Origin of the sequence: Nocardia sp. NPDC049149 (assembly GCF_043197455.1) — a bacterium.
GTDB lineage: Bacteria > Actinomycetota > Actinomycetes > Mycobacteriales > Mycobacteriaceae > Nocardia.
In genome coordinates this window covers 794,709-813,448 of the sequence record NZ_JBICTD010000004.1, presented here as the reverse complement: position 1 = coordinate 813,448, position 18,740 = coordinate 794,709, and the positions used below count along the sequence as shown (strand labels likewise).

At 66.7% G+C, this 18,740-nt stretch carries 19 protein-coding genes; 8 read left to right on the top strand and 11 right to left on the bottom strand.

The genetic code is table 11. From position 1 onward, the window contains the following. Nucleotides 1–7 precede the first annotated feature (7 nt). On the bottom strand, nucleotides 8–976 hold the full coding sequence (gene ligD / locus ACGFNJ_RS19445; RefSeq protein WP_393449572.1) for a non-homologous end-joining DNA ligase: 969 nt from the start codon (nucleotides 974–976) through the stop codon (nucleotides 8–10). Nucleotides 977–1,129: 153 nt separating this feature from the next. Between ligD and ACGFNJ_RS19440 the strand changes: the two genes are divergently transcribed. Continuing rightward, nucleotides 1,130–1,651 carry a hypothetical protein gene (locus ACGFNJ_RS19440; protein ID WP_393449569.1) on the top strand — a complete coding sequence of 174 codons (522 nt, stop codon included), beginning with the start codon at nucleotides 1,130–1,132 and terminating at the stop codon, nucleotides 1,649–1,651. Between the two features lie 83 nt (nucleotides 1,652–1,734). Beyond that, complete coding sequence (locus tag ACGFNJ_RS19435) at nucleotides 1,735–2,553, top strand: SDR family oxidoreductase (protein ID WP_393449566.1); 819 nt, start codon at nucleotides 1,735–1,737, stop codon at nucleotides 2,551–2,553. Nucleotides 2,554–2,643: 90 nt separating this feature from the next. Here the strand turns inward: ACGFNJ_RS19435 and ACGFNJ_RS19430 are convergent, their stop codons facing one another. Beyond that, nucleotides 2,644–3,402, bottom strand: a complete 759-nt coding sequence (locus ACGFNJ_RS19430; RefSeq protein WP_393449563.1) for a nucleotidyltransferase domain-containing protein — start codon at nucleotides 3,400–3,402, stop codon at nucleotides 2,644–2,646. Nucleotides 3,403–3,650: 248 nt separating this feature from the next. Here ACGFNJ_RS19430 and ACGFNJ_RS19425 point away from each other — a divergent pair, with 248 nt between their 5' ends. Further along, a complete protein-coding gene (locus tag ACGFNJ_RS19425) occupies nucleotides 3,651–4,502 on the top strand; it encodes an ADP-ribosylglycohydrolase family protein (protein WP_393449560.1) in 852 nt (283 codons plus the stop codon). 58 nt (nucleotides 4,503–4,560) lie between these two features. On the opposite strand, the gene ACGFNJ_RS19420 is transcribed toward ACGFNJ_RS19425, so the two are convergent. Continuing rightward, complete coding sequence (locus ACGFNJ_RS19420; RefSeq protein ID WP_393449557.1) at nucleotides 4,561–4,998, bottom strand: GNAT family N-acetyltransferase; 438 nt, start codon at nucleotides 4,996–4,998, stop codon at nucleotides 4,561–4,563. Nucleotides 4,999–5,018: 20 nt separating this feature from the next. Then, nucleotides 5,019–6,278, bottom strand: coding sequence for an MFS transporter (locus ACGFNJ_RS19415; protein ID WP_393449554.1), 1,260 nt, complete (start codon nucleotides 6,276–6,278; stop codon nucleotides 5,019–5,021). Between the two features lie 306 nt (nucleotides 6,279–6,584). On the opposite strand from ACGFNJ_RS19415, the gene helR reads away from it, so the two are divergent. Further along, the gene (gene helR, locus ACGFNJ_RS19410; RefSeq protein WP_393449551.1) at nucleotides 6,585–8,801 is read left to right on the top strand and encodes an RNA polymerase recycling motor ATPase HelR; all 2,217 of its coding nucleotides are present in this window, start codon (nucleotides 6,585–6,587) and stop codon (nucleotides 8,799–8,801) included. Between the two features lie 145 nt (nucleotides 8,802–8,946). Here the strand turns inward: helR and ACGFNJ_RS19405 are convergent, their stop codons facing one another. From ACGFNJ_RS19405 to ACGFNJ_RS19395, 3 genes are read right to left on the bottom strand one after another with little or no spacing between them, the layout of a single operon-like run. Further along, the gene (locus ACGFNJ_RS19405; RefSeq protein WP_393449548.1) at nucleotides 8,947–10,158 is read right to left on the bottom strand and encodes a site-specific integrase; all 1,212 of its coding nucleotides are present in this window, start codon (nucleotides 10,156–10,158) and stop codon (nucleotides 8,947–8,949) included. Beyond that, nucleotides 10,143–10,475 (bottom strand): carboxymuconolactone decarboxylase family protein, encoded by a 333-nt coding sequence (locus ACGFNJ_RS19400; protein WP_393449545.1) that lies wholly within the window; start codon nucleotides 10,473–10,475, stop codon nucleotides 10,143–10,145. The genes ACGFNJ_RS19405 and ACGFNJ_RS19400 overlap by 16 nt, the downstream gene beginning before the upstream one ends. A 51-nt stretch (nucleotides 10,476–10,526) precedes the next feature. Further along, the gene (locus tag ACGFNJ_RS19395) at nucleotides 10,527–11,090 is read right to left on the bottom strand and encodes a TetR/AcrR family transcriptional regulator (protein ID WP_393449542.1); all 564 of its coding nucleotides are present in this window, start codon (nucleotides 11,088–11,090) and stop codon (nucleotides 10,527–10,529) included. An 86-nt stretch (nucleotides 11,091–11,176) separates the two neighbouring features. Here ACGFNJ_RS19395 and ACGFNJ_RS19390 point away from each other — a divergent pair, with 86 nt between their 5' ends. Next, entirely contained in the window at nucleotides 11,177–11,659 is a 483-nt protein-coding gene (locus ACGFNJ_RS19390) for a DUF6463 family protein (RefSeq protein ID WP_393449539.1), read from the top strand. An 18-nt stretch (nucleotides 11,660–11,677) separates the two neighbouring features. On the opposite strand, the gene ACGFNJ_RS19385 is transcribed toward ACGFNJ_RS19390, so the two are convergent. Further along, a complete protein-coding gene (locus ACGFNJ_RS19385) occupies nucleotides 11,678–13,144 on the bottom strand; it encodes a carboxylesterase/lipase family protein (RefSeq protein ID WP_393449536.1) in 1,467 nt (488 codons plus the stop codon). Between the two features lie 96 nt (nucleotides 13,145–13,240). Between ACGFNJ_RS19385 and ACGFNJ_RS19380 the strand changes: the two genes are divergently transcribed. Next, nucleotides 13,241–13,978, top strand: a complete 738-nt coding sequence (locus tag ACGFNJ_RS19380; RefSeq protein WP_393449533.1) for a VOC family protein — start codon at nucleotides 13,241–13,243, stop codon at nucleotides 13,976–13,978. A 561-nt stretch (nucleotides 13,979–14,539) separates the two neighbouring features. Here the strand turns inward: ACGFNJ_RS19380 and ACGFNJ_RS19375 are convergent. Further along, nucleotides 14,540–15,538, bottom strand: coding sequence for an Lrp/AsnC family transcriptional regulator (locus ACGFNJ_RS19375; RefSeq protein WP_393449530.1), 999 nt, complete (start codon nucleotides 15,536–15,538; stop codon nucleotides 14,540–14,542). A 135-nt stretch (nucleotides 15,539–15,673) separates the two neighbouring features. Between ACGFNJ_RS19375 and ACGFNJ_RS19370 the strand changes: the two genes are divergently transcribed. Further along, nucleotides 15,674–16,585, top strand: a complete 912-nt coding sequence (locus tag ACGFNJ_RS19370; protein ID WP_393449527.1) for an NAD(P)H-binding protein — start codon at nucleotides 15,674–15,676, stop codon at nucleotides 16,583–16,585. Here ACGFNJ_RS19370 and ACGFNJ_RS19365 read toward each other — a convergent pair. Next, nucleotides 16,560–17,054 carry an HAD domain-containing protein gene (locus tag ACGFNJ_RS19365; protein ID WP_393450051.1) on the bottom strand — a complete coding sequence of 165 codons (495 nt, stop codon included), beginning with the start codon at nucleotides 17,052–17,054 and terminating at the stop codon, nucleotides 16,560–16,562. The genes ACGFNJ_RS19370 and ACGFNJ_RS19365 overlap by 26 nt on opposite strands. A gap of 47 nt (nucleotides 17,055–17,101) precedes the next feature. After that, nucleotides 17,102–17,686, bottom strand: coding sequence for a TetR/AcrR family transcriptional regulator (locus ACGFNJ_RS19360; RefSeq protein ID WP_393449524.1), 585 nt, complete (start codon nucleotides 17,684–17,686; stop codon nucleotides 17,102–17,104). 94 nt (nucleotides 17,687–17,780) lie between these two features. On the opposite strand from ACGFNJ_RS19360, the gene ACGFNJ_RS19355 reads away from it, so the two are divergent. Next, on the top strand, nucleotides 17,781–18,707 hold the full coding sequence (locus ACGFNJ_RS19355; RefSeq protein WP_393449521.1) for an alpha/beta hydrolase family protein: 927 nt from the start codon (nucleotides 17,781–17,783) through the stop codon (nucleotides 18,705–18,707). Nucleotides 18,708–18,740: the final 33 nt, after the last annotated feature.

The following is an 18,740-nucleotide window of genomic DNA, read 5'->3' as shown; positions in this document are numbered from 1 at the left end:
GACGCTGCTAGTGATCTGGCAAAGGCACTGTGACTTCGTGTGGGGACTTGTCGGGGCGGAGGCCGCGCCAGGACGGGTGGCGGAGTCCGTCGCCGGTGGCTTCCCGGAATTCGATGTCGGCGACGAGCCGTGGCTCGACCCAGCGGGCCGCGGCGATCACCGCACGGGGCAGCGGAGTGTCGAAAGGGCTTTCGGGAGAGGCGAGTTCGTCGAGGTCGGCTTGCAGGGCGCGGCGGTCCTGCATGGTCCAGCCGGTGCCGACGTTGCCGATGTGGACCAGGCGGCCGTTGTCGTAGGCGCCGAGGATCAGCGAGCCGAAGGTTTTGGCATAGCGCCCGCTGCCGGGAAGCCAGCCTGCGACAACGGCTTCGGTGGTGCGACGCAGCGGCGTCTTGATCCAGGCGGGGGAGCGGCGACCGGGTTGATAGGTGGAATCGCGGCGTTTCGCGACGATTCCTTCCAGACCGTTTTCCGCGGCGATCTCGAGCATGGTGGCCGCGGGCACACCGGAGTAGTAGGGCGGGGTGCGGATGAGGGGGGTGTCGATGGCCCATTCCTCGAGCCTGGCGCGGCGTTCGGTGTAGGCGAGGTCCATGATGGATTCACCGTCAACCATCAGCAAATCGAAGACGAGGTATTGGACCGGCACTGCGTGCAATAAATCCTCGGTGGGTTTCACCACGTGCATTCTGCGTTGCAGTCGATGAAATGATGGGACGCCCGTGCCCGGTTCCGGCGCGACGATCTCGCCGTCGACCACGATGCCGCCACTGGGCTCGAGCTCTGCGAATGCGCTGACCAGCTCGGGGAACGAGCCGCCGATGTCACGATTGTTCCGACTGTAGAACCGGCATTTCCCGCCTTCGCGGCGCCCGATCGCACGAATGCCGTCCCATTTCATCTCCACGGCCCACAGCCCAGCATCCACCGGTGGTTGTCCGGAGACAGCCAGCATCGGTGCCGGCGTTGGCAACACAAAGGCAGCATATATTCAGCTAATGCAAAATTGCGCTCAGTGGTAGTCGCATCGTGATGTGGCGGCACCCGACCTTCCGGGGCTACCCCCGTCGGCCCGGCACTGATGCAATGAATGTGTCGAGCAAGCACTTCGCCTGAACCGGGACCGCATATGAGCTTCGAGCCGCGACATCTGACCGCCCTGCCGCCGCTGACGGTCGACGGGCACGGCGTGAAGCGATACGAGATCAGTGTCGCGCCAACGGGTGTGCCTGCACCCATCGCCGAGAGCGCGTACACGCTGCTTCCGGAACTACTGCCCGCACCAGGGCCCTACCCGTCGGCGACATTCACTGTCCTGCATCGCAGTCTGATCGCCAGCTACCTGCTCGCCTACACCTGGACCCACAGCGACATTCTGATCCTGCGCAAAGCTGTCGCGGGTGCGCCCGACCTCGGCGCGCCGGACGACGACCCCGCGCACTTCGCCACGACCACCGCCGACTGGATCGGCTGCGTGTGGGAACTCGGGCCGCTCGAACACGAACGCTCGTCCTGGGTTCGCCACGTTCTGAGTCCGGCCGAGCCCGATCTCGCCGCCTACCTCGCCGACTTCATGACCGCGGCGTTCGCCGGTGCGCCGACCACTCCACCAGCTCAAATTGAGGCGACCATCTCGGCCTTCCCATCCTGAGTGGACTGCCTCGGCCCGCTTGCCCTGAGCGGACCGCCACGAACACTTGCTTCGAGTGCACTCCAGGTGGCTACCGTGGCGGGATGAGCAAAATCTGGTTCATCACGGGAGTATCGCGCGGCTTCGGGCGTGAATGGGCCCTTGCCGCGCTGGAACGCGGCGACAGTGTCGCAGGGACCGCGCGCGACACGAGCACCCTCGACGACCTGGTCACCAAGTACCCCGACACGTTCCTGCCACTGCAGTTGGACGTCACCGACCGAGCAGGTGACTTCGCGGCCGTCCAACAGGCCGCCGAACGGTTCGGCCGACTCGACGTCGTCGTCAACAACGCGGGCTACGGCCAATTCGGCATGATCGAGGAACTGTCGGAGGACGAACTCCGCGCTCAATTCGAGACCAACGTCTTCGGCGCTCTGTGGATCACCCAGGCCGCGGTGCCGATCCTGCGCGCTCAGGGTAGCGGCCACATCCTGCAGGTCTCGAGCATCGGCGGCATCGCCGCGTTCATAAACCTGGGCGCCTACCACGCGTCGAAGTGGGCGTTGGAAGGCTTCTCTCAGGCGCTGGCCCAAGAGGTGGCGGAGTTCGGCATCCACGTAACCCTCATCGAGCCAGGCGGATTCGGCACCGACTGGGCCGGTCCCTCCGCCAAACATGCCACCCCGATCTCCGCCTACGACGGTGCCCGCGAGCGGCGGGCAGCCCAGCGCGGCGCCATGCGCAGTGGTGACCCCGCTGCCACTGCCACCGCGATCCTTACCGTCGTAGACGCCGAAGAACCCCCTTTGCGCATGTTCCTCGGCGAAATCCCGCTCACCATCGCCACCGCCGAATACGAGTCCCGTCTGGCACTGTGGCGCGAATGGCAGCCGGTCGCGGCCGCCGCTCAAGGCAACTGACCGCGTCCTCGCGTTCGAGCATGTCCCGTTCATGGGTGCACGGGACATGCTCGTGCCCAACCACTTTCGTACCGACGGCACCACGCCGGATCAGTCCGAGGTCAAGGCCAACAGGTACTGGATGCGCTCGGCCACAAGGCGACGGACCACACCGGCCCGGCGGATCCGCCCGATGAACGAAATGGTCGTAGGTTGACGATCTCGTCGACGCCGGACCTGATCGATCAGGGCGGCGGGGACGGCGAAGCGCTCGAACCGTTGCAGGGCTTCGGATTTGGTCGGCAGCCTGTCCTCGAGCAAGGTGACCTCGGCGCGGGCCACGGTGAACAGGCTCAGATCGATGTAGGAGTCCTGGAACCAGATCGAGGGTCGACGAAGCGCAGGGATCCAGTAGTTGCGCAGGTCTCTGCGGACCGCTTCGCGCAGCTCCGCTGAGGAAACCGGCGGGATCGTCGCGCTGATCGGCGGACCGAACACGGCAAATCCATGGCGCAGCAACTCGGCTCGGGCAATGCCGGTGCACGATCGCTGAAACAGCATCTTCGCCGCCCAGGTGACGTGCGCCGCCGTGACATCCGCGAGCTCGCCGATCGGCACATACACGCAGTGCAGCTTGTCCGCCGCACGGTACTCGGCGATCAGGGTGCGATGGAGGTCTCGGAGCTGTTGGCGCTGTTGGTCATTCAACGGACCGTCGACAAGCGCCACCAAGTCGAGATCGCTGACTCCAGCCCGATAGTCCTTGGTCGCCAGCGATCCACCGACATACAGTGCGACCACGCCCGCGATCGGACGGACCGCCGATCCGAATTCGGCAAGAACCTCGGCTACGTCGGGCGGCACATCCATGCCGCCATCACATCACGGACTGAGGTGGTCGTGCAGGAGAGCTCGGCGCCCATCCGCAGCCGGTCCGAAGCACGCGAGGACAGTGATGCGGCCGCGAAGATCGGTGGAATCGTTCCGCCGGATGGTGATCACAAACTCCTTGCCTACGGCCGCGCATATTGGGGTATTGCAGGGGCAGGTCGCGGTTGTGGCACCATTGCCCCCGTATGCCTCTAGTTTCTGATTTCGCCCGTGACAGTCTCGCGGGTTTGTCCGTTGGTGATGCGCTCGGCGCGCAATTCTTCGTACCCGGCCGCTCGGTGGCTGATCTTCTCGCGGGCCGAGTGCCTGCTGCCCCCTGGGAGTGGACCGACGATACCGAGATGGCCTGTTCGGTCTACTCGGAGATCTGCCACCGCGATCGCATCGATCGCGACGCGCTCGCGGCCGCATTCGCCGACCGTTGTGAGCCTTATCGCGGATATGGTGGCGGCACCGTCGTTGTGCTGCACGAGATTCGAGACGGTCGTCCGTGGGCCGAAGCGGCGGGCGGCGCGTTCGACGGGCGCGGGTCGTGGGGGAACGGTGCGGCGATGCGTGTCGCCCCGCTCGGGGCGTACTTCGCCGGCGACCCCGATCGTGCTGCGGCACAGGCGGCGTTGTCGGCCGAGGTCACCCACCGGCATCCGGAAGCGATAGTCGGTGCCATGATGGTGGCCGTCGCGGCAAGTCATGCCGCGTCGACCCGCGAAAGCGGTTGTACACCAAGCGAATTACTGGACGCAGTCGAACCGTATTTCATCGATGGCCGGACGGCGGCGGGTGTTCGCCGTGCCAGGAACCTCCTCGGCCGCTCGGTCGTCGAAGCCGCCTACGAGCTCGGCAACGGCGCGGAAGTCAGCGCACAGGACACGGTCCCGTTCACCCTGTGGGTGGCCGCCACCTTCCTCGACGACTATCCCGCCGCCGTCACCGCCTGCGTCGAAGCAGGCGGTGACGCGGACACGACGGCCGCTATCGTCGGCGGAATTGTAGCCGCGCACACGGGAATCGGAGGTCGCGGCATACCGGAGACGTGGTTGCAGGCCCGGGAGCCCCTGCCGGTCTGGGCGACCGCGTGACGGTCAATACGGACTATTCAGCGGTCCAAACGGCTTTCCTGCGTGCGCAGTCAGCGGATCAGCTCGTCGGCGAGAACCGGTAGACCTGCGAGTCCCGCGGCTGGAACCCGAGCCGCTCGTAGAGTCGGTTGGCGGCGGTCCGTGAGGCGCGCGAGGTCAGATCGAGAGTCCTTGCGCCCGCGGCGGTTGCGCGGGACTTCGCCTCTTCGATGAGAGCGGCGCCGATGCCTTGGCCGCGAGCGCTGTCATCGACGACGACGTCTTCCACGCGCGCGCGAAGGCCCGACGGGATCGGGAACATCACCAAGCTCAATGTGCCGACAAGCTTTCCGTCGCTGCGGGCGACGAGCACCGTCGTCGATTCCGCAGATACCAACTGCGCCAACGCCGCACGGTCGAGTCGCTTCGCCGACTGCGACAACTGCGGTAGGAGTCGCTCGAAAGCTTCCACGGTCTCTTCGTCGACGACCCTCAGCACTTCTACGGTGACAGCCACGCAGGCACTGTACCCGTCACCTAAACCGCCTCGGCGTGGGCAATAGGCAAGCGGGCGTGGCGGAATGGGGACACGGTCAGCGCGGCCACGGACACGGTGAGACCTGCGACGCCGATCCACAGTGCGGTGCGGACACTGAAGGTGGCGGCCAGCAGGCCGCCGAGTGGTGCGCCGAGGACGATGGCGCCGCGGTTGAGCGAGCGCGTGATGGCGCTTCTCCTGCCGAGCAGGTGGTCGGGGGTTACCGACTGGCAGTAGCCCATTTCGAGGGGGCTGGTGCTGCCGACGGACAACCAGAACAGGAACTGCCCGGCACAGAGGATGGCGAAGGCGGAGGTTCCGTTGTGCGCCAACGGGATCAGCGCGTATCCGGCGGGCGACAGCCAATTTGCGGCAATGACGGCCGGACCGACCTCGAATCGGGTGCCGAGTTTCGTGGCGAGCGAGGAGCCGATGACCGCGCCGAGACCGCCGACGGTGAGTGTCATTCCGTGTGCTGCGGCGTCGAAGCCGAGGTCTTTGACGACGTAGTAGGCGTAGAGGGCTGACACCATCGAGGTGAAGAAGAACCACGCGTGACTCGACAGGGCGAGCGGGCCGAGCGTGCGGTGTCCGTACACCCAGCGCAGGCCCTCGCCGATCTCGGCCCGCACAGTGCGTGCCTCGCGCGTCGGCTTGCGTTCCACCACAGGAAGTTTCGCGAGGACGACGCCGGAGATGAGATACGACACCGCGTCGATGAGGATCGCCGTCGGCGGACCGAGGAACTTGATCAACCAGCCTGCGATGCCTTGACCCGCGACTTGCGCTACCGCCGAGGACTGTTCGAGCCGAACATTGGCTTGGGTAAGGAGCCGGGCAGGCACCAGGCTCGGGAGAAACGATTGGTGGGCAGCGTCATACAGCAGCGATACCGCGCCGAACACCAGCACCAGCCCGATGAGCAGCGGCATGGTCAACGCGTGCACGAGCGCGGCCAACGGGATCAGCGCGAGCACTGCGGCGCGAATGAGGTCGGCTCCCACCAGGATCGGCTTGCGCCGATGTCGATCGATGAGCACGCCGGCGAGCAAGCCGAGCAGCAGGTACGGCAACCACTGTGCCGCACGCAGGATCCCGAGTTCGAGCGGCGCGGCATCAAGTGTCTCGACAGCGAGCAACTGCAGCGCTTGCGCGGTGATGTAGGTGCCGAACATCGACACGCTGTCCGCCGCCCAGAATCCGACGAAGGTGCGTGACCGCAGTAGGGGATAGCGATCCTGAGTGTCCTTGATCGGCAACCCCCGCCCCCTCCGCTCGCAGCTTCAGCGTATCCAGCTTTGCTGCCGCACAGCGTCATTCGAAAGGCGGACCGGCTGTCGTGCGGACGGCAGACAGCCGTTCAGGAGACTGGGGTGTTCGGCGTCACATTTCGCCGGAATACGGAGGGGGGAGGAGAACTCGCTCCCTTCCATATTCACTGTATATCGCACAGGGGGGCTTGCGGCAAGGCCGGGGTGATGGCGCACAATCGCTGGCCGAGGCCAGAAGCTGCGGAAATGGGAGTCGCGACGGGCGGCCGCGGAGGGATGTGAAGGAGTGTGGCTATGACCGAGGTGACGGTGCAAGGGTACGCCGCGGAATTGGAGTCCGAACGCGACTACGTGGCCGGGCTCTACGCGCGGCTCGATGCCGAGCGTGCGCGGGTGAAGGGCAAGTACAGCGCGGCGCTGCGCGACAAGGGCGGATCGGCCATGGAACGGGATTTCGAGGTGCGTGCGCTGGCCAAGGAGATGACGCGGCTGGATGTCGCCGACGAGGGCCTGTGTTTCGGCCGGCTGGACAGTCTCTCGGGTGAGCACTCTTACATCGGCCGGATCGGGCTGTTCGACGAGGCGAACGAGTTCGAACCGTTGCTGCTCGACTGGCGCGCGCCCGCCTCGCGCGCGTTCTATGTCGCGACCGCGGCGAACCCGGAGAACATGCGCAGGCGCCGCCAGTTCCACACCCGTGGGCGTCGCGTGGTCGACTTCACCGACGAGGTGCTCGGCCGTCCCGGCGACGCCGAGCGGGGCGACGCGGCGCTGCTCGCGGCGGTCAACGCGCCGCGCGGTGCGGGCATGCGCGACATCGTGGCGACGATCCAGGCCGAGCAGGACGAGATCATCCGGCTCGAGCACTCGGGTGTGCTGGTGATCGAGGGCGGCCCCGGCACCGGGAAGACCGTGGTCGCGCTGCACCGCGTCGCCTACCTGCTCTACACCCAGCGGGAGCGGATGGAACGGCACGGCGTGCTCGTGGTCGGCCCCAACCCGGCGTTCTTGAACCACATCAGCCACGTGCTGCCGTCGCTGGGCGAGTCCAACGTGGTCTTCGTGACCACCGGCGACCTCGTGCCCGGTCTGCGGGTCACGGCCGAGGACACTCCCGAGGCGGCGCGGCTCAAGGGCTCGCTGAAGATCCTCGACGTGCTGGCGGGCGCGATCGCCGATCGGCAGCGATTGCCGGAGGAACCGCTGTCGCTCGAGTTGACCGACGTCACGGTCCGCATCGACGCCGCGACCGCCGAATGGGCCAGGGAGGAGGCGCGGGCGAGCGGGCAGCCGCACAACGCGGCCCGCACGGTGTTCACCGAGATCATCACCTACGTGCTCACCGAACGCGCGATCGCCCGCATCGGCGACGGCTGGCTGACCCGTGCGGACAAGGATGCATGGGAGCAGCTGCGCACCGACCTGCTCGAGGAGCTCGCGGGCAACGAGGAGTTCATCGCCGCGCTCGACGCGTTGTGGCCGATCCTGACACCGGAAGCCCTACTGGCAGAGCTGTATACGTCACCGGAGCGGTTGCGTGCGGCCGGCGCCGATCCGGCGTTGCTGCGCGCCGAGGGCGACGCATGGACGGTGTCGGATGTCCCGCTGCTCGATGAGCTCGTCGACCTGCTCGGTCGGGACAAAGCCGCCGACCGCGCCGCCGAACAAGTCGCCGAGCGGGAACGGAAGGAGGAAGCCGAGTACGCCGCGGGCGTGATGGATCTCCTCGTCGACCGCGCGGACATGATGGACGACGAAGACCACCTGTTCGCCCAGGACATGCTCTACGCCGAGGATCTCGCCGACCGATTCGTCGAGCGCGACACCAGGGAGGTCGCCGAACGCGCTGCCGCGGATCGGGATTGGACCTACCGGCACGTCGTGGTCGACGAGGCGCAGGAGCTGTCCGAAATGGACTGGCGGGTGTTGATGCGGCGCTGCCCGAGCCGATCGTTCACCGTGGTAGGCGATCTCGCGCAACGCCGTTCGGCGGCGGGCGCGACCTCGTGGGACACGATGTTCGAGCCGTATGTGCCCGGTAGGTGGGTGTATCGATCGCTGACGGTGAACTACCGCACCCCCGCGGAGATCATGAGCGTTGCCGCCGCGCTGCTCGCCAAATTCGCACCCGAAGTGCAAGCGCCGGAATCGGTGCGCGCGTGCGGTGTCCAGCCGTGGTCCAAGCAGGTCGATGCTGGCGAACTGTCCACCGCGATCGAGGAATTCGTCCGCGACGAAGCCGGGCGCGAAGGCACAAGCATCGTGATCGGACCACCGGACGTGCCAGGCACGGTGACGGCGTCGGAGACGAAGGGACTCGAGTTCGACGCCGTGCTGGTGGTGGATCCCGAGCGGATCCTCGCCGAAGGTCCACGCGGCGCCGCCGAACTCTACGTGGCACTCACCCGCGCCACTCAACGCCTCGGTGTCCTGCACCAGGGGCCGCTGCCGCAAGCCTTGACCGGACTCGTAGAAGTCGGGACGCCTGCCCACGTGGGTAATTCGCAGTAGGCGTGCAGTATTCGGTGTACGCCGAACGTGAACGCTGGCCCCACCGGCGGCGCGGAAGGCCCGTCGGCCACCAGGTCGACGGGGATCAGCCGAGCGGTGACTGGCGGCCGCTGGCGACGAGTCGGTGCTGCTCGCGTCCTGGCGGTCAGAGGCCGAGTTTGGTTACGGCGTTGTCTTCCAGCGGGTTTGCGGTGCGGATGTAGCCGTGCACGGTGCGCGGGTTGGACCAGCGCCCCTGACGCATGATTTCGCGGTCGCTGGCGCCACCCAACGCGGCTTGGGTGGCGAAGCCTGCACGTAAGGAGTGGCCGGAGAAGAGGTCCGGGTCGAGGCCTGCGCGGGCGGCGTAGCGTTTGACGAGTTCGGCGACGGCGCGGCCGGACATCGGGGTGGCGGCGACCGTGCCGTGACGATTGATGGTGGGACACAAGGGCAGATCGGGTTGCGCCGACAACGCGGTCCCGGTGAAGCCGTGGCATCGGTGGATGTCGGGGTCTCCGCTCGGCTCTTCGGTGAGATGGGCGCGCAGACCCGATGTGCCGTCGGCGGCGTCTATTTCGAGGAGGTGCACCCAGTCGGCGAACGCACAAACCGGGCACGTCCGTGGACGCTGGCCGCGAGGCAGTGCGACGCGTTGTTCGGCGACACCGGTGGGGTCGGTCTTCGTCGACGGCAACCGCACCAGCAGGACGGGTTCGCCGGTGGTGTGGTCGAGCTGAACCTCCACATCGGCGATGCGAAGCCCGGCGAGCTCGCTGCGGCGCAGCGCCCCGGCGAACCCGATCAGCAGCACGAGCCGGTCGCGGCGCCGGGCGGGTTCGGTGGGCCAGCCGGGTTCGGGGAGCCCGGCAAGGAGTTGATCGAGGGTGTGCAGCAGCACGGGACGTTTGCGTTTCGGTTGGCTACGCCGGGTGCGGCGGATACCACGCAGGGTGAGGCGGACGACGTCGGAACGGGTAGGGGAGGGCAGTCCGTTGGCGGCATGCACCGCGGCGATGGCGGCGGATTTGCGTTCCAATGTGGCTGCGCTGAAGGCCCATTCGCCGGAGTCGCGGCGGGCATCGGCCGCGGCGGCCAGGTACACGGCGACGTCGAGCGGGTCAGCGGGCATCGCCTGCCTGCTCTCGGCAAGACACCAGGCCGACCAGGCGATCCAGTCGGTGCGGTACGCGCGCAACGTATTCGCCGACTGCGAAGCCTCGAGATAGCGGCGCAACGACCCGGCCTGGTTGTCGTCGAAGCGCTCGCGGACCAGACGCAGCGCCGCCGCGTCCACCAGCACGCTGCGCACACCCCTGCGCAACTCGGTCCGCACCGACTCCGGCACCGCGACGACCGCGTTCAACTCCTCCACCACTGCGCTCCCTGCCCTAGCCCGACCTCCCCATTCTGCTGTCGCAGCAGGCAGTTTCGCGGGATCGGCGCGTCTCGCGCGCGTCGAACGGAACGTGCCATCGCCGCAGCCGCAGCAGGCCATGCGGCACACTGCTTCTCGCTGAAGTGCCGGGCCAGGTCCTCCCACTGTTCGTCCGACAGTCCGCCGTCGGTCGCCGGGCGGGTGGCGGCGTCGGCGAGGGCCAGCGCCGCACGTTCGGCATCGTCGAAGAACGGCGAATGCCGCCAGGTGGCGACCGTGGCGATCTGATCCTCGCTCGCCCCTGCGGTCCGCGCCATCGGCGCTCGCGGCTAGATCACGCCTCGGCTGGGTTCGCCGATGTCTGAGGCTCAGGTCAGGGTTTCCGAGGCCGAGAACAGTAGTCGCGCGGCACGGTTGAGCACTTCTGCGCGGGTTTGCTCAGGATGATCTACCGCGATCAGGTCGCCGGCGATGGCGGCGGCGAAGGCGAGCAGGCAGCGGGCCTCGAGGTCGGCCTTGTTCGCGTGGTGCGGTCCGAAGGTGGTGCGGAGCAAGTCCATTCGCTGGTTGTCGACGTGTCGGAGTCGTGCGGCGACCGCGGGGTCGCGGCGTGCCCAGCTGCGGATGGCCAGGTCTATCGGGAGGAGATCGGCGGCGAAGGTGAGGTGAGCGGCTCGCGTTGCCTTGGTGAGGGTGTCGCCGCCTTCGCGGGCGAGTTGTTCGAGGACATCGTCGACACTGCGCTGCTGCCAAGCGTTCAGCATCTCGGTGAGCAAGGCGTTGCGATCGGCGAAGTAGCCGTAGAACCCGCCTTTGCTCACTCGAAGGTCGCGCGCCAGTGACTCGATCCGCACCGCGTCCGGCCCGCTCTCGGCCAGCACGCGCAGGCCAGCGTCGATCCACGCCTGGCGAGGTGTGCGCGCCGTTGCCATCCTTGACCTCCGTCACATCATCTATACGGGCCCGTATATCGGCCGATAACCTCGGTCTATACGGTGCCGTATAGATGGAGGATTCGATGACACTATCAAGCAGCACAGGCATTTCAGGTGCAGGCGGAGTCCGCGGGAACGGCAAACGGGCGTACCTGACTCAGGCGGCAGGCTGGATCACCCTGGCGTTCGGTGCGGTGCACATAGTGGTCGCTCCGCTCGAAGCTCGCGAGGTGTGGTCGCGAGCGTTCGCCGACGGATGGTGGAACACCTTCACGCTGGACAAGGCGACCACCTTCCCCGAATCCGAACAGGCACACGCCTTCTGGGTAAGCCTCGGCAGCTTCGGCGTGCCGATGGTGGTGCTCGGCAGCTACCTCGTGTGGGCGACACGCCACCAGCAGCGGGTACCCGGATGGCTCGGCTGGCTCCTCCTCGCGTGGGCCGTGATCCTCGTGACCGCGATGCCCGCCGCACCTGGTTGGGCGATTCTCCTCATCGGCGCACTGATCGTGTTCGGCGACAAGCGCATTCGGCATGGGGTGAGACCGGAAGCGCACGCGGTCTGACCGCGGCGCGGTGGTCCGTCAGGGGGCCCGTCGCAGGTCCGAGGTGCCGAACTGGTGCTGGTGCCAGAGGCCGCGCGAGCGTTCCTCGGGGTAGGGCTGGGTGATCGGGTCGGCGGTGTACACGCGGGTGGGGCGGGTGTCCGGGTCGTAGGGCGTCCAACCGGGGTCGCCGGTCGTCACGAAATCAATCCATTCCGTGCGTATTTGGTGCGAGAGGCGAAGGTATTCCTCGACGGCGTCGGGGTGCGCGGACGGATGGTTGCGTATGTCGTCGAGGCTGAGGGTGCCGAACACGAGCAGGAAGTCGAGGCAGTGCGAGGCACCCTGATCCCGGTTGAAGCTCCAGAGCAGCTCGTAGTTCCAGACCTGCCCGCCGCCTGCGTGTTTGGCGTCCGCGAGATGCAGGCTCGGCATGCGAAACAACCAGTCGGCGTTGACGAGTTCGTACAGCTGCGCGGAGGTGTATTCAGGGTAGGCGGCGCGGTAATCCGAAGCGGGCGCGAGACGTTCGAGCGTCACGTCCACCTCCTGATCGGTGATCTCGTCGTTGCGCCGGGTATTCATCAGGCGGTATTCGTCACGCGTGTGTCCGACGAGAAGATCCACGCCCCGCGTGGCGCCGTCGGCCAGTGCGCGCCACGGGGCCTGCGGGAGCACGTCACCGTCGACGACGGGCGAGAACGGGGTCGGCGTCAACGCCATCGGTCCCCATGCGTCGACGAAATCCGGCATCGTCTGGATGATCGAGTCCGTCGCCTTCACCAGTGCAAGCGGCGAGATCCCCGCCAACTCGGGGGCGGTGGCTCGCACACCGAGTTCCGCGGCGATTGTTGTCGAGACTGCCTCGGCGAGCCCAGTAGAGAAAAACGTGCTGGGGACGCTCTGCGCTATCGCCCGACGAAACAATCCGGCAGAGGTCGGCATACTGAGAAGCGCCGCAACGGAACCCGCGCCTGCGGACTGACCACACACGGTGACATTGCCCGGATCGCCACCGAAAACGGCGATGTTGTCCTGCACCCACCGCAACGCGGCCGATTGGTCGAGAAGACCGCGATTGTCGGGGGCGCCGGCGAGATGGGCCCACCCCTCGAATCCGGTGCGATAGTTCACGCTGACCAGCACGACGCCCGACCTGGCGAGGATCACACCGTCGTAGTGCGGATTCCGGGTGCTGCCCTCGAGATACGCGCCGCCGTGAACCCACACCAGCACAGGTAACCCGGCGGCCCCGAGATCAGGGGACCAGACGTTGAGGGTCAAGCAGTCATCGCCCATCGGCATCGCGCCCGATTGAGGAACGGCCGGACCGAACTCCAGCGCCGCACGGACCCCGTCCCACGGCGGCACCGCGACGGGCGCCGCGAATCGCCGCTCACCGAACGGCGGCTGGGCGTACGGGATTCCGCGGAAGACCGCGACTTCGTCCTCCCACCTGCCGCGCAGTACACCGGTGGCAGTGCGGATTTCAGGTTCGGCATGCACTGGGCAGTATTCCCTTCTGCAGATCAGCCATTCTAGGCGGCAGCCCAGATCAGGCCGTTCGTCGCGAAGATCCCAGTCGAACAATAGGATCTGCGGATGGCGATGCAGCTTGTTCAGGTCAACATGAAGGCGCTAGACGAAGTCGCGCTCGGCCGGTTCTGGGCGGAGGCGCTCGGCTGGCGTTCCTCCAGTGAGGAACCCGGCGTGATCAACCTCGAACCCGAAGGCTTCACCTGGCCCGACCCTGCGGCCGTCTGCGTCGACATCGTCATCTCACCCGAGCCCAAGACCGTGCCGAACCGGGTGCGCCTCGAGCTGTCCACCACGTCCGTGGCGCAGCACGCGGAGTTGGTGGCGCGCCTCGAAGACCTCGGTGCGACGCCCGTCGACATCGGCCAGGACGACGCGCCGTGGCGGATGCTGGCCGACCCCGAGGGCAACGAGTTCTCCGTGCAGCAGCCGCTCGAGATCTACCGAGACATCGGCCCGATCGGTGCGGTAGTGGTCGACTGCGCCGACCCGCAAGCCATGGCGCGGTTCTGGAGTGCGGCGGTGGACTGGACCGTGCACGAGGTGACCGACGATCACGCGATGCTGCGTTCGGCCAAGGACGTCGGGCCGTATCTGCGGTTCCTCCGCACCCCCGAGCCCAAAGTTGTGTGGAACCGCGTCCATCTCGACGTCGCACCGTTCCGCGGCAACGATCGCGCGCCGGGCATGGACCGATTGCGAACCCTGGGCGCCACCGACATCGACTTCGGCGACACCGAGGTGTCATGGTCGGTGATGGCCGACCCGGAAGGCAACGAATTCTGTGTACTCGGCCGCAACTGAGCGGACGCATGCCAGCCACCTCTGCCGACGGATAGCGTGGGCGATCAGCTGTGCGCGAGCGTGCTGGCCGGATGTCGAAACATGTACGGGTTCAAGCAGTTCTGCCGTGCGGTCCGTTCATCGGACCGTGAGAGGTCATTGAAACTCAGGTGAGATCAGCGCCTTCGAGACTTCGACGCGTATCAGCTACTCGATTGCCGGAGGACACATGAGATTCACGAAGCTTTCAGCGGTGTGCGCGACCGTCGCGGCATCGGCGGCCGGTTTGGTCGGGGTGGCCGGTCCCGCGCAGGCGGAGGTCGGGTATCACCTGCTCTAGAACCGGGGCGCCGGACTGTGCGCGACGACGCAGGACGATCCTCAGAACGGATTCAAGAACACCGCCAGGTTCGCGCCGTGTGACGCCAACGACCGCCGGCAGTGGTGGTTGCAGGCCACCACCCGCCGCCAACACGTCCTACGTGACCATCCGCGACGACTTCCCCAACGAGGACCCCCGTATGCAATGGGATCGTCTCGCCAGCAACTGATTTCGCTAGTGGTTGCTCCTCGTACGAGGGCTCATTCGGTTGTGGACCGCGGGCCGCGGGGAAGTTCGGTCGAGAGGTGCCCCGCGGCTTTGACCGTGACCAACACCGGCGTGACTTCGAGCGCCGTGATGCCGTCGATACGGCCGAGGCGGGTCGTCAGATAGCGGTGCAAGGCGGCGGGGTCCGCACACATCGCCTGTGCGACCAGATTGCTCGGACCTGTGGTGGCCAGGACGAATGCCAGTTCCGGATGCCGCGCCAAGTCCGCGCCGACTCGATCGAGCAGCCCCGGTGGCACCGACATCCACAGCAGTGCCTGAACGGTGACGCCGAACAGCGCCTCATCGATTTTGACGTCGAAGAACACTTCCTCGCGTGCACGCAATTCGGCGAGCCTGCGTGCCACTGTCGCCGCGGACCAACCGGTGGCCGCGGCGAGCTGGGGCAGGCCCGCGCGTCCGTCGGCTTGCAGCGCCGTCAGCAACGCATCGTCGGCAGCCGATACTGCATGGCCGGATACCGGGCGCGCATGAGCGGGCGCGAGTTGTCGTTGTTGATGGTCGGTGAGCGTCGCGGCCTGTCCGCGCCACGGTGTCGGCCCACCGAGGTAGGTGTGCAGCACGTAGTGGGCCGACACGGTGGTCACTCCGGCAGCACGTGGAATCTGTTGCAGCAGAAGTGATTGCGCTTCATCGTTCGGACGGGCCGTGCGCACGATGAGCAGAATCTCGGTGCCGCCGGACAGCAATTTGATCCACGAGGTGTCCGATCGGCGGGCGAGCGACTGCGCCACCGTGCGGGCCGCCGCGGTGGTCGCACCCAAGCGCACCAGCCAGCGGGTGTGGTTGTCGTGCTCGAGGTGACTCGATCCCACGACGCGCAGGCCCGCCTCGGTGCGTAACCGCCGGTAGCGGCGGGCCACCGTCTGATTGGACACGCCGAGAACCTTCGCGATGCGGCTGAACGGCGCCCGCCCGTCCACGTGCAAGGCGTGCACGATGCCGCGATCCAGCTCGTCGATGGTGGTCATTCCTCTCACTATCGCGGCTTTGATGGAAAATTTCGACCAGTTCAGACGGGCACGTGGAGTTATCGGTCGTCACTGATCAACGCTGATCGCTGTCGCGGGACAGGCCCCGACGTGAACGCCCCTCGAAGGACTCTGATGATTCTCGTTACCGGTGCCACCGGCACCGTCGGCCGCGCAGTGGTCGACCGACTCGTTGCCGCCAACGTGCCTGTGCGCGCGCTGACCCGCAACCCCGACTGCGGACTTCCCGACGCCGTCGAGGTGGTGGTAGGCGACTTGGGTAACCCGACCGACATTGCCGTCGCCATGCGCGGGGTCGATCGAGTTTTCCTGCTGTCCACCGGGCCGGACATCCCCGTCCACGACGCCAACGTGCTGCACGAGGCCACCTGCGCCGCCGTCGCGCACGTGGTCAAACTGTCTTCCGGCCGTACCGGCGACGACACCGCCACCGATCCGATTCCCAGCTGGCACCGGCTCGGCGAACAAGCGCTGCGCGACAGCGGAATCGGGTGGACCGTCCTCGGCCCGCTCGGGTTCATGGCCAACACGCTGCACTGGGCCGGGTCGATCCGCCACCAGGACAGCGTGTTTGCCACCTACGGCCATGGCCGCATCGCGGTGATCGACGAACACGACATCGCCGCGGTCGCGGCGGCCGTGCTCACCAGCGACGGTCACGACGGTCGGACCTACCGGCTCAGCGGGCCGGAGGCGTTGAGCCCCAGCGAGATGACCGACACGCTCGCCGAAGTCCTCGGCAGACCGCTGCGGTTCGTCGAAGTCGAGCCTGCCGTCGCGCGTCAGACGATCCTGCAGCACGGGCAGTCCGAAGTCATGGCCGACGCCATCATGGCCTTGCGTGCCACCGCGCTGGAGTCGTTCACCTCTACCGTGTTTCCGACAGTCCAGGACATCACCGGCAATCGACCGAACTCGTTTCGCGAGTGGGCTATCCGGCACAGAGCCGACTTCGAGAATGCGCGCGTGCAGGGGGGAGCGCCTCGCCACGAATTAGCGTTCAGGCTTGGAGCCAGGTGGCGATGACGTCGAAATCGTTCGGCCGCAAGCCGACTCGGGGATCCACGCGATAGAGGAGGGCTCGGCCGGTGTGCTGGGTGGAGACCCATTCCTCGTCGCTGTCGCTGATCTCGTCATCGATCCAGAGGAACGTGCGGCCTGCTGCTCGTTCGACCAGCGCGCGCGTCTTCCAGTGCAGGCCGAACCAGGTGTCGATCGGATCGGTCGTTGACTCCGGCCACTCCATCACTGCCAAGGTCGGCAACCCGAGAAGAGGGCCGATGTACTGGTTGGCGTCGTGCGACCAAGTGGTGGCCCAGATCAGCTCGCACCCGAGATTCGACAGGAGTGGACCCAACGCGGGATCGAGCTGTGCCACAAGCGGATTCGCCGCATCCTCGTCACAAAGCGAGGCCGATTGTTTGTCTGTTCCGCCGAATGGGAGCAACGGTCCATCGACATCGAGGAACAGCAGGGGACGGTCGGGCCTATCCATCACTTGTGCAGACTAGCTCGATCTCGTCACGTGACGGTCGCGGCAGGTCACCGTGTGCGCAGTCCTGCGACGAGCAGGGCGACGAGCCGACGGGCGTCATAGCGAGGGTCGGATTCCGCACCGATGCACAGGTTTCCGATGCCGCGCATGAGTTGGTAGGCGTCGATGTCGGCGCGAATTTCACCGGAAGTGACTGCGGCGTCGAGGAGTTGGGTGCAGACGGGAACCAGGCGATCGAGAAAGTAGGTGTGCAGGGTTTCGAAACCTGCCTTGTCCGCGTGCATCGCAGAGGGCAGGCCGTGCTTGGTGACCAGGAAGGCCACGAAGAGGTCGACCCATTGTTCGAGGGCGGCGTGCGGGGTCGGGCTGGTCGCGAGCAGGGCAGGACCTGCTTCGGCGCAGGCGTCGACCTGGTGACGGTAGACGGCGATGACGAGGTCGGCGCGGGTGGGGAAGTGGCGGTAGATCGTGCCCATGCCGACGCCTGCCTTGGCGGCGATGTCGCGGACCGGTGCCTCCACGCCCGAGGTGACGAAGACAGCCGCGGCCGCGTCCAACAGGGTCTGCTGGTTGCGGCGGGCGTCTTTGCGTTTGGGGGCGGCCTCGGTCGGCTGTCCGCTGCTGTCGTTCAACGCGTCGGTCCTTTCGTGGTTGTAAAACGGAACAGTGCTCCGTATCGTTTGTGGAGCAACGTTCCGCTTTGCTCAATCATGCCAGGAGAGTTCCATGCTCGAGTCGAACACCACGCAACAGGCGCCGACAGCGGTGATAGCTGTGCAGCCGGTCGTCCTGTCGGCCCCGGGCCGCGGCGCGGATCTGCAGGTTCGCGTGTCCGCCCCGGTGACCGGCAGGGACTTGCCCGTCATCGTTTTCTCCCACGGCTACGGCGAGTCCATGAAGGGCTACGCACCATTGGCGGACTACTGGGCCGCGCACGGTTTCGTGGTCATGCAACCCACCCACCTCGATTCCAGGACACTCGCCATTCCGGCCGAAGACCCTCGGACGCCGAATATTTGGCGCTTCCGCATCGAGGACCTCACCCGCGTGCTGGATGAACTCGACCTGCTCGAAGCCGCCGTACCCGGTCTCAGCGGACGCGTCGACCGCAACCGCATTGCCGTGGCAGGCCACTCGTGGGGAGCGCAGACGGCAAGTACCCTGCTCGGCGCACGTGTCCTCGACGCCGACGGCGTACCCGGCGCGGACATGTCCGACCCCCGCGTCAAAGGGGGTGTGCTGCTTGCCCTTGCCGGCCTCGGCGATGAGCTCACGCCGTTCGCCGCCGAACACTTCCCCTTCCTGCGGCCGTCCTTCGACACCATGACCACCCCGGCCCTCATCGTCGCCGGTGGCAACGATCAATCCCACCTGTCGACCCGTGGACCGGACTGGTTCACCGACCCCTACACCTACAGCCCGGCCAACAAAAGCCTGCTCACCCTTTTCGGTGCCGAGCACTCGCTCGGCGGCATCCCCGGCTACCAGGTCACCGAGACGACGGACGAAAGTCCCGCCCGCGTCGCACTGATCCAACAGCTCTCCACGGCGTTCCTCCGCACCGCTCTCGGCATCGACGAGACCAGTTGGAAGACAGCCACTCACGCTCTGGAGAACGACCCCGACCCACTGGGTTCCGTGCAGCACAAGTAGATCCAGCAGTTCCGGTACGTTCTCGTATATGGC